A 14,301-nucleotide genomic window follows, 5' to 3' on the forward strand; every position below is an offset into this window, starting at 1 on the left:
TGTAGTCAGGAAGGCCAAATTAGTCAGCGAGTTCAATCTCACTTGCAATAAGTTGCCCATTTACCTTGTAAGCTTCGACTTCAACTCTTTGTGTTCCAAGCGTATCAAACCTTAGACCATCATCAAATTCAGTAAAGCGGTTAACGAATACGGTCTTACCTTGAACAGAGAAGCTCAAGTTATCTTCACTGATGATTGTCGCAGTGCCAACTAATTCAATGTCATTATCAGACCAGTCACCCGTGTTGTTATCATCATTGTCAAATTCGACTTCTAGTGCGACATTGTTGACACCAGTGGTTACTTCAACCATGGCTCCTTGTACTAAGTGGTTTTTATTGCCATCTTCAAAGCGAGTTTGACCAGTAACATTAAAGCGACCACGGTAGTTGAGTTCAAAAGCGCTTTTATCACTAGAGACCCACGTTAATAAACCTTCAATTTCAGTATCGTTATCGATATCGTCGTAGGTTTCTACTTCAACCTCAGTAGCAGTGATTTTATTGTTTGTTGAGTCGTATTCACCTTCAACTTCAACCCATAGGCCATTTCGTAATTCACCTCCTTCCACTGCAATACCTGCGTAATCAACAGTAAGCGCTGCACCTAGCGTAAAAGTAGAATTGGTTAGATTAGTTACAGTGCCTTCTACTTCGAACATACCTAGTAATTCTGGTTGTTCAAATTTTACTACCGACAGAACATGGTAACCCGCCGTTGCTGTAGGCAGTGATGAGACCATTACCCAATCACCATCTTGAATTTCAGGTGATAAATCAGCATAAGTTAGTTCAACGCCATTTACTGTGAATTTACCTGTCGCTGCATCCGTGATGTTGATAAGACCAGTCACCGTTGGTTCAAGTTGAACATGTTTACCCACCGCACGAGCAGGGCTAGAGGTGAGTGCGACCAACATACCTGGTTCAAGTTGCGCAGTTGATAGATCAACATGGCTATATCCGACGCTCGCTACATCATATTGATGGCCATTAACGGTAATTACGTTACCAGATACGCGCTCAATCGTACCTTGTGCTGCATTTGGTCGATGGTTGTTATTGTTATCAGATTTGTCATCTGAACCACCACCGCCACCACAACCCGCTAATACAGCGCCGAGTAGACTAACTAAAACCAACTTTTTCATTTACTTATTTTCCTGACTAGAATGCTTAAAACGGGTGTATCCTAATCGACCAAACGTGAAGCAATCGTGAAGAAATGTGGAAGCAGCATGAAAATATTAATTGTGGATGATAGTCATAATGTCGCGGAAACCATTGCTGACTATTTAGAGTTAGAAGGTATGACGATAGATTGCGCTTATCACGGTGAAGCGGCGTTAAAATTGGTCGATAAGCAACATTATGATGTCATTATCATGGACATTATGATGCCCAAAGTAGATGGAATATCGGCAGTGAAAAAGTTACGCCAAGAGCAGTTTTGCAACACGCCGATTCTGTTTCTTACTGCTAAAGATAGTTTGGACGACAAAGTCGCAGCTTTTGAGGCGGGCGGTGATGATTACTTATTAAAACCTTTTGCAATGCAAGAGTTAAGTCTGCGAGTAAAAGCCTTAGCGAGTCGTGGACCTCGACAAGATATTGGTCAATTGAGTTTCGCTGATATTACCGTCAACACTCAAACAGATGAAGTGCGTAGGGCTGGCGTTGTGCTTAAACTGAGTCGAATTCAGCGCAAAATATTAAAAGAGCTGCTACGCCATGCGCCTGCGATCGTTTCACGACAAGAATTAACTGATTCAGTGTGGGGCGATGATGAGCCGAGTAGTGATGCTTTACGCAGTCATATCTATGGTTTGCGTAGCGCATTAGATAAAGGTTTTGAGCAATCCAGATTAGAGACTATTCATGGACAAGGTTACCGAATCAAAGCATAAGCATTACCCGAGTATTTATCGCAAGATACGCCTTAGTTTCGGTGTTATGACACTATTGATGTTTAGCACCTTTTGGGCGGTGATTTACTTTGCTGAAAACCAAATTGAAATTATTAGTTTGCACCATTGGCTCGACACCGAGGCCTCCCGTTATAGTGCAGATTATAAGCGGGAAGGCGCAAGTGCACGTCTACCACAAGAGGCGGAATTCTCCACCTATTGGAGTGAAAAGTCGCTACCAGTCTGGTTACAAGGTTATCGTAAGCCAGGTTTTTATGAGCACCTGCTCGGCAAAGAAGATAAGCACTTTATTGTGACTGAACATCCCTCTGGTCAAGGGATGTTGTACATCGTCTTTCAAGATGATGCTGATGATTACCTCGATGAATATGAATTTAGTCTACATAACTCGACCTTTGTGATTGGCGGTTTTATCTCAATATTGGTGGTGTTGTATGGCGTCTATGTGGTGCGTTCACTTTCACGTCCACTCAATCGTATTGAAGACAAAATTCGGAATATGCCACCGGATCAGCCAATATTTAGTGTAGATACCGAATATGCCGAAACGCGGCATATTGAGCAAACCTTGCTCGATAGCAAGATGAATATCTCTGGTTATTTTCAGCGCGAAAAAGAGTTTAGTCGTTTTGCATCGCATGAACTGCGCACGCCAATTATGGTAATACGAGGTTCAACCGATCTGCTTGGTAAAATTCCTAATCAAGTCCCGTTAGCCAATAAAGCCATCAATCGGCTCGATATCGCTTGTGAACAAATGCGAGTATTAACAGAAACCTTTTTGCTGTTAGGTAAAGAAGAAATAGATCACCATCATTTACAACCGTGTTGTTTGTGTGAGGAGCTCGAAGTCCAATTAGCCGAAATGTCGCCGTTATTTGCTAAACAAGATGCCAGTTATCAGTTGCGTGTTGAGGGAATGAGTAAGGTGTTTGCACCGAAAAGTTTTGTCGTAATCGTGATTAATAATCTAATCAAAAACGCCTTCAGTTACAGCCTTGGTGATATCGATGTGGTTCTAGAAGGAGCGACATTGTTCATCACTAATCGTCACGCAGGTCATGAAACCTACAACGCAGGTTATGGCTGTGGTTTGGTGATCGTAGAACGAATTTGCGAAAGGATGGGTTGGGAGTTTATTCGCCAAGATGATGGTGAGTTCTATCGTGCCCAAGTGCAGTTTCGAACGGCACCGTCCGACTTATAAAGAGTTAGTTAGATGGCAACTTTGCGTCGAAGGTGGCTTGTCGTTATACTCGCCGCGATTAAATTTGCTAGGTCTTAGTGATGGAATTTGAATTTGTAAGAAACACCTTAATGGGCGAATACTACGTGAAATGTAGTATGGGACATGAAATCGTTGGGCGTTGGCTACAAGAAGAAATTGGCAAAGATGAGCAGAAAATTGCTCAAGTCGAACAATTGATCGATCAAGCTCTATCCGCGCCTCAGCAAGAGCACATGCTACTCGGCAAGGAAATTAGCCTCTCTATTTTAGGCGATGAAGTAATGGTGCAAGAAAATGTGTTATTGCATGGTGAAGAGCTGGATGCTGATAGTGAATACGATTTCTATGATTGTGAAAGCACCGCGAGCTGCGGGTTAGAGGATTTTTCACTCGCCATTGAGCAATGGAAACGTTTTCTCGCCAACCGTTAATACTGAGTTGATTGCACCGTTTGTTGCATGCTGGCCAATAAAAAATGAGCCGAGCTAACAATGCTCATTTGATGCTTTATCTTTGTGAAAAGGCGCACCACGATGGTGCGCCTTTTTTGTTTTTAGAATTAGTCTTGCTTTCATTTTTTAATAAAAACAACAACTTAAATTCTGGCACGTAACTTGGAATAGGAATGATAAAGTAACAGACAGAATATTGAGAGGAAGCAATGAAACTAATCAACGCCATTATTAAACCATTTAAATTAGACGACGTGCGAGAAGCGCTTGCCGATGTCGGTATTGAAGGGATGACCGTTTCTGAAGTGAAAGGTTTTGGTCGCCAAAAAGGCCACACGGAACTGTATCGCGGTGCGGAATATCAAGTCGATTTTTTACCAAAAGTAAAACTGGAAGTGGCTACTCAAGCGGAGAATGTCGATCGTGTGATTGAAGCGATCACGAAAGCGGCGCATACCGGCAAGATCGGTGACGGCAAAATTTTTGTCTATGACTTGAGCCAAGCGGTACGGATTCGTACCGGCGAAATGGACGTTGAAGCACTGTAATAGCAAAGGATTGGAGAATGAACATGGAATTATCATTAACAGTAACTGAACTACGCTACGCCCTCGACACCTTTTTCTTTCTTATTTCTGGTGCGTTAGTGATGTGGATGGCAGCCGGTTTTGCCATGCTTGAAGCTGGTTTGGTACGCTCAAAAAACACCACAGAAATTTTAACCAAAAATATCTGCCTTTACGCAATAGCGTGTACCACTTTCCTCTTGGTGGGTTACAACATTATGTATGTTGATAATAGTGCTGGTGGTTGGTTACCTTCATTTGGTGCTTTGATTGGTACACAAAGTGAAGGTGCGGATCATTCGTTGGAGTCGGATTTCTTCTTCCAAGTTGTGTTTGTTGCAACGGCAATGTCAGTGGTGTCTGGCGCGGTAGCAGAACGCATGAAGCTATGGTCTTTCCTTATTTTCTCTGTGGTACTGACTGCCTTTATTTACCCAATGGAAGGTTATTGGACCTGGGGTGGTGGTTTCTTATCTGAAGCAGGTTTTAGTGACTTCGCTGGCTCTGGTATCGTGCACATGGCGGGCGCATCAGCAGCATTAGCTGGTGTACTACTACTGGGGGCGCGTAAAGGGAAATACGGCAAAAATGGCGAAATTTACCCAATTCCGGGTTCAAACATGCCACTAGCAACATTAGGTACTTTTATTTTGTGGTTCGGTTGGTTTGGCTTTAACGGTGGTTCACAACTGATGATTTCAGATTTTGAAAATGCTACAGCCGTTGGTCAAATCTTCTTGAACACGAATGCCGCGGCAGCAGCTGGCGCGATTGCTTCTTTATTAGTGTGTAAAACCACTTGGGGTAAAGCTGACCTGACTATGATTCTCAATGGCGCTTTGGCGGGCTTGGTTGCGATTACCGCCGACCCATTGTCACCTTCACCGATGTACGCAGTGGCGATTGGCGCGGTATCAGGTGTGGTTGTGGTGTTTAGTATTGTTGCTCTGGATAAAATGAAAATAGATGATCCAGTTGGTGCGATTTCAGTTCATGGTGTGTGTGGTTTCTTTGGTTTGATGGTGGTGCCACTGAGTAATGCAGACGCGACATTCAGTGCGCAGCTGTTAGGTGCTTTGGTTATCTTTGCTTGGGTCTTTGCAGCAAGCCTTGCAGTATGGGGTGTATTGAAACTGACGATTGGTATCCGCGTATCGGAAGATGAAGAGCAAGAAGGGATGGACTTACATGATTGTGGTGTTGGCGCTTACCCTGAGTTTGTTTCTCTGAAATAGTATTGAAATATAGCGTTACAAATTAACTCATATAAAACCTGTCGATATCGGCAGGTTTTTTTGTGTTTAAGAATTGTATTCTAATGGCACATGATTATAATAACGCAACTGATAAACATTATCATTTAATAAAAATAAAGGATTTCTGAGAATGAAAAAGCTGCTCACACTTTCTGCACTAGCTTGTGCAACTATCGCCCCTACAGCAATGGCTGCTGATGAAGTGAACGTATACTCTTATCGTCAACCTTTCCTAGTTGAACCAATGTTCAACGAGTTCACTAAAGAAACGGGTATCAAAGTAAACGTTAAGTTTGCCAAAAAAGGGTTAGCAGAAAAGCTAGCTCAAGAAGGTGAGTACAGTCCAGCAGACGTTGTTCTAACAGTTGATATCAGCCGTCTCTCTGAATTGACAGAGAAAGGCTTAGTTCAACCAGTGAACAGCGACATTCTTGAAACAAATATTCCAGCGCAATACCAAGATACGGATAACGAGTGGTTTGCTCTGACTACACGTACTCGTAGCGTTTACTCATCACGTGACCGTGTTGGCAAACTAGGTCAAGATTTTACTTACGCAGACCTTGTTAAGCCTGAATTCAAAGGCAAAATTTGTACTCGTAGCGGTAAGCACCCTTACAACGTTTCTTTGGTTTCAGCGATGATCGCTGAAAACGGCGAAGCCGCAACAAAAGAGTGGTTAGAAGGCGTTAAAGCGAACCTCGCTCGTAAACCGCAAGGTAACGACCGCGCGCAAGTGAAAGCGATTAAAGAAGGTCTATGTGACGTGGCTCTTGGTAACAGCTACTACCTAGGTAAAATGGTTAACGATCCTGAGCAACTAGCGTGGGCAGAGTCGGTATACATCAACTTCCCTAACCAAGAAACCACTGGTACGCACGTCAACATCTCTGGTATGGCGATGGCGAAATACGCACCAAACAAAGAGAACGCTCAGAAATTGATGGAGTTCCTAGCCGGTGATGTTGCGCAAAACATGTACGCAGAAGTGAACTACGAATACCCAGTGAAACCAGGTGTAAAACCTTCTGAGCTAGTGGCATCATGGGGCGAATTTAAAGCTGACCCAATTTCACTTGATAAAATTGCTGATCACCATGAAGCGGCTATCAAGTTACTTGATGAAGTGAAATTTGACCTGTAATCATATCTAAGGGTATAACAGTACCCAATGTTTTAAGGAATGAGGTGTATTTGTATTTACACCTCATCAGCCTGATATGACTAGGCAATGAAAGAAAATAATTATTTCTGGAAAACCAGCAGTGGGGCGCTTGCTCTGCTGCTGGTTTTACCTATCTTAGCGATATTTTTTACCGCAGTTGGTGAAACAGACCAACTCTTCTCTCACTTGATGTCTACAGTGATGGCCACTTACACCTATAATACGGTGGTGCTGGTTGTTGGTGTGATGCTGCTTTCCCTTCTTTTTGGTATCCCGTGTGCGTGGTTGATGGCGATGTGTCGTTTGCCAAGCGAGCGTATTTTGCAATGGGCTCTGGTGCTACCGTTGGCAATGCCTGCTTATATCGTCGGTTATATTTTTACTGATTGGTTTGATTTTGCAGGCCCGATTCAAATTGCATTGCGAGATGTGATGGGCTGGCAAGCTGGGGATTATTGGTTCCCCGATATTCGTACCTTGGGCGGCGCGATTATTGTGTTGGCATTAGTCCTTTACCCATACGTTTATCTGCTTTGTCGAGCAGCTTTTATGGAACAAAATGTTTCTTTGCTGCAATCGGCTCGACTACTTAAATGCTCCCCTTGGCAGAGCTTTTACCGTATTTCATTACCTTTAGTCCGTCCTGCGATCGCCGTTGGTTTGTCGCTGGTGGCGATGGAAACCATTGGTGATTTTGGTACGGTGAGCTATTTCGCTGTGAATACGCTTACTACCGCGGTTTACGATACTTGGCTCGGTTATTCTAGCTTAACGGCTGCAGCAAAAATCTCGGTGATCATGCTGGTATTTGTGATTCTGTTGTTGTCGCTAGAGCGCTACAGCCGCCGTAAACAAAAACTGTTTCAAAGCCAATTTAGCAGCCGTGAAGATTTCCGTTATGAACTGCGTGGTTGGAAAAAATGGCTCGCACTTATTTGGTGTTGGGGCTTGGTGGCTGTCGCCTTTATCTTCCCGCTAGGGCAGTTGTGCCTCTATGCTTATAAATATTTTGCCCAAAGCTGGACGCCAGAATTTCAACAATACGCGCTCAATAGTTTGTATGTTTCATTAAGTGCGGCGGTGATTGGTGTACTGATCGCATTAGTGGTCAATTTCTATCATCGCTTGAGTGCCAGTCGTACTTCTGTGCTGTTTATGCGCCTCTCTTCTTTAGGCTACGCGGTGCCAGGCACGGTATTGGCCATTGGTGTTATGGTGCCAGTGATCTTTATGGATCATGCGGTCAATGACTTAGCGAAAGCGATGGAATGGGGCCGCCCGGGATTGATTTTCTCTGGCTCGATGTTTGCGATTATTTTTGCGTTAGTGGTGCGTTTTTCTGCGGTCGCAATTGGCAGTATTGAAAGTAGTTTGAGTAAGGTATCTCCATCACTTGATATGGCCTCTCGTACCATGGGTTGCAACCCCAATACCATGCTCTTGAAAGTGCATGTGCCCTTGATTCGTCGTGGTGCGTTGATTGCAGCACTGCTGGTGTTTATTGAGTCAATGAAGGAGCTCAATGCCTCGCTATTACTGCGTCCATTTAATTTTGAAACACTGGCGACTTATGTTTTCAACTACGCGTCAGATGAGCATCTAGAGCTGGCAGCTATGCCGGCGGTGATTCTTGTTCTGGTTGGCCTTGTGCCATTGGTATTGATTAATCGTTCTTTAGAGCAGGTACATTGATGAGCTGTGCACTTTCCATTAATAATCTCACTTGCAAATACGATGAGCAGACAACGATTTTAAAAGAGCTTTCTCTTGAAGTGGAGCAGGGGGAGATTATCTGCTTACTGGGCGCGAGTGGCTGTGGTAAAACGACTTTGCTCAAAGCGATTGCTGGCTTGCTTCCCCTGAGCTCTGGGTCGATGACGTTAAACTGTATGACCATTGACGATGGTGAGAATTGGCTGCCGCCAGAGCAACGTAATATTGGGATGATCTTCCAAGATTATGCGTTATTTCCTCATCTTACCGTTGAGCAAAACGTGGCCTTTGGCCTCCGCGATTTAAGCAACGATGAAAAACGTAGCATTGTGGCTGATATGTTGGAGTTAGTGCACCTTACTGGCTTTGGCGAGCGTTATCCGCACCAGCTTTCTGGTGGTCAGCAGCAGCGTGTCGCGATTGCTCGTTCATTGGCGTATAACCCAGACTTATTGCTGCTCGATGAACCATTTTCCAATATTGATACTCAAGTTCGTCATGAACTGATTGGTGAAATTAGGAAAATCTTCAAGCAGCAAGGCGTGACGGCCATTTTTGTTACTCACAGCCGTGAAGAGGCTTTTGCCTTTGCCGATAAAATGGCGGTGATGAATCATGGTGTGATTGAACAGTATGGTACGGCAACGGAGTTGTACTATCAGCCATCGAGCAAGTTTGTCGCTGATTTTCTTGGCGGCGGAAGTTACTTAACGGCCCAACGTGTATCGGAATTTGAATATCAAACTGAGCTTGGTTTGATTGAAGCGACGGCGCAAAGAGAGATTGAGTTACAAGCACAATGTGAGTTGCTACTGCGTCCGCAATATATTCAAATCAGCGCGGTGGAAGAGAGCAGTGTGGTCGTGATGGAGCAGCAATTCATGGGCGATCACTGTCGCTATGTGATTAATGCCTACGGAAATCGCTTGCTAGCGAGCGCTTCTGAGCCATTAGAAATCGGTCAGCCTGTTTCGGTTAAAGTTGAAACTCAAGGTATTTTAGCTTTTTAGCTAAGAGAGATTCGCTGGCCACCGTTAAGATAGGTGGTACAAGCAACGCGCAATAAAGAGGTGAAGTTACCGACTTCGCCTCTTTTTTCTATCACTTCATTATAAATACGCGTTAAAAACTCAGCCACGCTAATGTCAGATTCGCTGGCGATGTCTTCAATGACCTTCCAAAACACCGCTTCCAGTCGCACGCTCGTGACGACGCCGTCAATGCGTACTGACTTTGATTTTAAGGCGAACAGCTCGACTTCTGCACCTGAGTAGATCTCACACATATTAAGCACATCCTTTGCTTAGGAGTGATTAGCATAGTCAATTGATAGGAAATCACAGTAACCCTTTGGTCTAAACAAAGATCAAAGGGTTATCGTATTAGGCTAACTGCTGGTTGAATTGAGCAAGCCATGCTGGATGTGCTGGCCACGCAGGTGCAGTTACAAACTGACCAGAAGTGACTGCTTGATCCATTTCTAGTGCCACGTAGGTCGCGCCAGCTAACACAACTTCAGGCTGACAAGCTGGGTAAGCCGAAATCTGTTGTCCTTCAATAATGTTTGCCGCGGTGAGCAGTTGTGCACCGTGGCAAATCGCCGCGATCGGCTTATTATCTTGGTAGAAAGCTTGAACTAAGATGATCACTTCTGGATTGAGTCTTAAGTACTCAGGGGCGCGGCCCCCTGGGATCAGCAAGGCATCATACTGAGTCGAATGTACCGTGTGAAAGCTGTGATTGAGGGTGAAATTATGGCCTACTTTTTCTGTGTAAGTTTGGTCACCTTCAAAGTCATGAATGGCCGTTTTTATTTGCTCGCCTTTGAGTTTTTCTGGGCAAACGACATCGACGCGATGACCCAACATTTGTAGCGCCTGAAAAGGCACCATTAACTCGTAATCTTCAACAAAATCGCCTGCAATGATCAGTACTTTAGCCATGTGAACTTACTCCTTGTGTGGTGGAATGGCTAAGTTAACAACTTATTTACAATTAGTGGTAATAAGGGATTACTACATCGAGTGATTGGAGAGCAGAAAAAAGCCCAGCGAATGCTGGGCAATGCTCTCACCTATAGGGTGTTGAGATGCTTGGTAAACTGTTAGAGCTGTAAGAACTCTTTTACCTGTAGGACCACACGCTCTGCGGTTTCTTTGTCTGCCATTTCAGCAAAGATACGCAGTAGTGGTTCGGTACCAGAGAAACGAGCGATAACCCAGCCGCCATTCTTAAAGTACACTTTAGCTCCGTCTTCGTAGCTGACCTTTTCGATGTCAAAATCGAATTCAGGAAGTTGCTTGTCGACGTAAATTTTGCTGTATAGCGCATCTCTGTGTGCAGGTTTAAATTTGCAGTCACCTTCAGCGGTATAGGCATAGCCGTATTTCGCGTAGATTTCATCGAGCAGTTCAGAAATCTTCTTGCCCGTCACAGAGATCATTTCTACCAAGAGGCTTGAGGCGAATACGCCATCTTTGCCTTTGATGTGACCACGAATCGTTAAGCCACCAGAACTTTCACCACCGATAAGCGAATCATCGGCTTCCATTTGTGAGCTAATGTGCTTAAAGCCTACTGGAACCTCAAAGCTCTTCTCGCCATGATCAGCGGCAATCTTGTCCAAGATATGCGTGGTCGCGATGTTACGCACTACAGAGCCTTTCCAGCCTTTGTATTCAAGCATGTAGTAGTAAAGCAGCATCAGTACTTCATTTGGATGAATAAAGTGACCTTTTTCATCGATGATACCCAGACGGTCTGCATCGCCATCGGTACCGATACCGATGTCGTAGCCTTCATGAGCGACGATGTGCATCAGGCGGTAAAGCGTGGCTGCACTTGGTGATGGCATTAAACCACCAAAGTCTGGGTTCTTACCGTCATTGATGACGTCTACTTCACAACGGCCATTGATCAAAACGGTTTGTAGGGCATTTTTCGCCACACCAAACATCGGATCGATCAGTACGCGCAGATTGGCTTTTTTGATCGCTTCGATGTCGATGAAGTTAATGATTGAATCAACAAACGCGTTCATTGGATTGATGATTTCAATCAGTTGGTCAGCCTGAGCTTGTTCAAAATCGACACTTTTTACTTGGTCAGCGGTTAGAGTCGAAATCTGCTGTTCAACTTTTTGTGTGATGACTTCATCTGCATCACGGCCACCTTCAATGAAAATTTTAATCCCATTGTAGTCAGCCGGGTTGTGCGAAGCGGTAATGCAAGCAGAGTAAGCACAGTTGCGCTCTTTTGCTTCAAACATCACGATAGGGGTTGGAACAAACTTGTCGATGAAGCTGACTTTAATGTTATTAGCGGCAAGAACTTCAGAGAACCAACATGCTGCTTTGTCAGACAAGAAACGACGGTCATAACCGATGATAAAACCGCGTTCAGCGACGTTTTCATCGTTAATAATATTAGAGAGTGCTTGGGCAACAAGACGAACGTTGTCTTTGGTAAATTCTTCACCAATGAAGGCGCGCCAGCCGCCTGTACCAAATTGGATCATGGGATATTCCTTAGGAAAGAGGGCAGCAGCGTGACTGCTGCCCATCAGATTAGCCTAGTGTTACGATAACTTCGTTTACTGAGCCTTCCGCTTGAACCGGTACTGCTGTACCCGTGATTTGCTCGCCATTTAGCGTAATAGATTTCACGCCTTTGCTGACTGAATCTGGGTTAACAACTTGGATGTTGTAGGTTGCACCTAGCCATTGACGAGTCACTTCAAATCCAGGCCAGTTGGTTGGGATACATGGATCGATGGTTAGGCCATCAAAACCGGTACGAACACCCAGAATAAAGTTAGTCACAGCGAAGTAAGCCCAACCAGACGTACCCGTTAGCCATGGGTGGTTTGCACGACCGTGGTCTTGGTGGTCACGACCCATGATGAACTGAACGTATGAGTATGGTTCTGCATAACGTTTTTCAATCATGTCGTTTTGGTTGTATGGGTTTAGTGCATCGTAGAACTTCATTGCACGGTCACCACGACCTAGTTTTGCTTCCGCAACCCATGCCCATGGGTTTGGATGCGAGAAGATAGCGCCATTCTCTTTCACGCCTTGGTAAACGCGAGTCACAAAACCGATGTCATCATTTGGCGTTGCAAATGATGGTGAGTTTAGATGTAGACCGTATTCAGAGAATAGGTTCTCATCAACTGCATCCATCGCTTTTTCACCGCGCTCTTGAGAAACCGCACCAGATAGTACTGCTAGGGTATTCGACTCAAGGTGTACACGGCCTTCCGCTTGTTGCGCAGTACCGATCTTGTCGCCATTCTTAGTCAAACCACGGATGTACCAACCGCCTTCGTTATCCCACAGGTGTGTTTCACACGCTTCACGAACGTTAGCCGCCATGATGGTGTATTTTTCCACGTCTTCGTTCTTACCTAGGAACTTCGCTAGGTCGATGAACTCTTGTAGTGCCCAGAAGTGGAGGAATGACACCATTGAAGACTCACCACCGCCTAGGTTTAGACAGTCGTTCCAGTCTGCGCGTAGGCCTTTACAGATACCCGTTTGACCAACGTATTCCGCAGAGAAGTCCAGTGCTGCTTTCAGGTGATCGTAAACAGTCGCAACGCCGCCATCTGCGTAAGGGATCATTTCATTGAAGAAGCTGTGCTCACCAGTTTCCATCACGTACTTACAGATAGTCGGAACTAACCATAGGTGGTCATCAGAACAGGTATCTTCGATACCGTGGATTTTGTCATCATCTGATGGGGTAGGGACTACCGTTGGTGATTTAGATGGAGCAACATCTGCTTTCTCTGGATCGAACCAATCAGGATCGAATAGGTGCAGACCGTAACCGGCTTTTACTTGGCCGCGTAGTAGATCAACCAAACGCTTACGCGTCATCGCAGGGTTGGCATGTGGAACAGAGATTGCGTCTTGCGCAGTGTCACGGTAACCCAAGCCAGTACGACCACCCACTTCGATAAATGAAGCAAAGCGAGACCAAACCACACACGTTTCAGCTTGGTATAGAGTCCATGCGTTAATCATGGTATCTAGACCTTCGTTAGGCGATTTCACTTGGAATTTTGCACAACGCTCATCCCAGTGCGCTTTGATGCCAGCAAATGCGTTATCTACTTCAGCAAGGTTTTTGTATTTCGCACGTAGACGCTCACCGTTGCCTTTACCGATACCAAGGATGTAAGCAAAGCGAACTTCTTGGCCTGGTTGAATAACAAATTGCTTGTGTAGAGAACCACAGTGGTTGTAACAAGTTTGCGCTGTGTTGAAACACTTACCTTGTTCTACGGCTAGTGGGTTTGCTTCGTCGCGGTACGCGCCTAGGAAGCTATCACGTTGACCGTCATATGAATCTGGATCAAACGTTGAAGCTAGGTAGTAGAAACCTTCGAAATCATTGGTGTTGTAGTAAAGATCGTATTCGATCACGCCATCATTGTAAGACGTACCCGCAGAGTACAAAGACATCTGGTGGTTTTGGTTGTCAGATTGGATATGGCTGAAAGAGAACTCAACAAAAGAGAAAGCACTGATAGTACGTGGCTTATCTGACGTGTTTTTGATCACAACATCCCAAACTTCCGCATCTTCGCCTTTAGGAACGAATAGCGTTTTAGTTGCTTCAATGCCGTTGTAATCACACTTGAATTTCGAGTAAGACAGGCCGTGACGAACTTCGTAGCTCGCTTCGTCTAGGCTCTTCGCTACTGGCTGCCATGAGATTGACCAGTAATCGCCAGTCTCGTCATCACGCAAGTAAACGTAGTGTCCTGGGCGATCGAATGTCGCGTTTGGACGGAATTTCGTCACACGGTTGTACTCTGGAGAGTTGTAGAAAGAGTAACCGCCAGCATTGTGTGAGATAACAGTACAGAATTTTTCTGTACCTAGGTAGTTCGTCCATGGTGCAGGCACGTCAGGGCGAGTAATGACATATTCGCGATTGTCGTTATCGAAATAGCCGTATTTCATCTTAATTTCCTTTTTACCA

At 44.8% G+C, this 14,301-nt stretch carries 13 protein-coding genes; 8 read left to right on the forward strand and 5 right to left on the reverse strand.

Annotated features, from left to right (window positions below; all coding sequences use genetic code 11):
* Positions 1-19: 19 nt before the first annotated feature.
* Positions 20-1,150, reverse strand: coding sequence for a DUF5666 domain-containing protein (locus RH88_RS02430; protein ID WP_005593213.1), 1,131 nt, complete (start codon positions 1,148-1,150; stop codon positions 20-22).
* Positions 1,151-1,237: 87 nt separating this feature from the next.
* Here RH88_RS02430 and RH88_RS02435 point away from each other — a divergent pair, with 87 nt between their 5' ends.
* The 8 genes from RH88_RS02435 to RH88_RS02470 all read left to right on the forward strand — a co-directional run bounded on the left by RH88_RS02435 (position 1,238) and on the right by RH88_RS02470 (position 9,317).
* Positions 1,238-1,906 carry a response regulator transcription factor gene (locus RH88_RS02435; protein ID WP_005593215.1) on the forward strand — a complete coding sequence of 223 codons (669 nt, stop codon included), beginning with the start codon at positions 1,238-1,240 and terminating at the stop codon, positions 1,904-1,906.
* Positions 1,878-3,134: a sensor histidine kinase gene (locus tag RH88_RS02440; protein WP_005593216.1), complete on the forward strand. Its 1,257-nt coding sequence runs from the start codon at positions 1,878-1,880 to the stop codon at positions 3,132-3,134. Before RH88_RS02435 ends, RH88_RS02440 begins: the two co-directional genes overlap by 29 nt.
* Before the next feature lie 80 nt (positions 3,135-3,214).
* Entirely contained in the window at positions 3,215-3,586 is a 372-nt protein-coding gene (locus RH88_RS02445; RefSeq protein WP_038219390.1) for a YacL family protein, read from the forward strand.
* Between the two features lie 230 nt (positions 3,587-3,816).
* Positions 3,817-4,155, forward strand: a complete 339-nt coding sequence (locus tag RH88_RS02450) for a P-II family nitrogen regulator (protein WP_005593219.1) — start codon at positions 3,817-3,819, stop codon at positions 4,153-4,155.
* 23 nt (positions 4,156-4,178) lie between these two features.
* Entirely contained in the window at positions 4,179-5,408 is a 1,230-nt protein-coding gene (locus RH88_RS02455; protein WP_005593220.1) for an ammonium transporter, read from the forward strand.
* A 151-nt stretch (positions 5,409-5,559) separates the two neighbouring features.
* Positions 5,560-6,573: a Fe(3+) ABC transporter substrate-binding protein gene (locus RH88_RS02460; RefSeq protein ID WP_005593221.1), complete on the forward strand. Its 1,014-nt coding sequence runs from the start codon at positions 5,560-5,562 to the stop codon at positions 6,571-6,573.
* A gap of 87 nt (positions 6,574-6,660) precedes the next feature.
* The gene (locus RH88_RS02465) at positions 6,661-8,286 is read left to right on the forward strand and encodes an ABC transporter permease (RefSeq protein ID WP_005593222.1); all 1,626 of its coding nucleotides are present in this window, start codon (positions 6,661-6,663) and stop codon (positions 8,284-8,286) included.
* Entirely contained in the window at positions 8,286-9,317 is a 1,032-nt protein-coding gene (locus RH88_RS02470) for an ABC transporter ATP-binding protein (RefSeq protein WP_005593223.1), read from the forward strand. The genes RH88_RS02465 and RH88_RS02470 overlap by 1 nt, the downstream gene beginning before the upstream one ends.
* On the opposite strand, the gene RH88_RS02475 is transcribed toward RH88_RS02470, so the two are convergent.
* From RH88_RS02475 to RH88_RS02490, 4 genes are all read right to left on the reverse strand, one after another.
* Positions 9,314-9,592 carry a ribbon-helix-helix domain-containing protein gene (locus tag RH88_RS02475; RefSeq protein WP_005593224.1) on the reverse strand — a complete coding sequence of 93 codons (279 nt, stop codon included), beginning with the start codon at positions 9,590-9,592 and terminating at the stop codon, positions 9,314-9,316. The two genes, RH88_RS02470 and RH88_RS02475, sit on opposite strands and share 4 nt — an antisense overlap.
* A 97-nt stretch (positions 9,593-9,689) precedes the next feature.
* Positions 9,690-10,250 (reverse strand): DJ-1/PfpI family protein, encoded by a 561-nt coding sequence (locus tag RH88_RS02480; protein WP_005593225.1) that lies wholly within the window; start codon positions 10,248-10,250, stop codon positions 9,690-9,692.
* Positions 10,251-10,411: 161 nt separating this feature from the next.
* Complete coding sequence (locus tag RH88_RS02485) at positions 10,412-11,824, reverse strand: phosphoglucomutase/phosphomannomutase family protein (protein ID WP_005593226.1); 1,413 nt, start codon at positions 11,822-11,824, stop codon at positions 10,412-10,414.
* A gap of 49 nt (positions 11,825-11,873) precedes the next feature.
* Positions 11,874-14,282 carry a glycoside hydrolase family 94 protein gene (locus RH88_RS02490; protein WP_005593227.1) on the reverse strand — a complete coding sequence of 803 codons (2,409 nt, stop codon included), beginning with the start codon at positions 14,280-14,282 and terminating at the stop codon, positions 11,874-11,876.
* Positions 14,283-14,301: the final 19 nt, after the last annotated feature.

The sequence above is a fragment of the Vibrio scophthalmi LMG 19158 genome, from assembly GCF_000222585.1.
Classification (GTDB): Bacteria; Pseudomonadota; Gammaproteobacteria; order Enterobacterales; family Vibrionaceae; genus Vibrio; species Vibrio scophthalmi.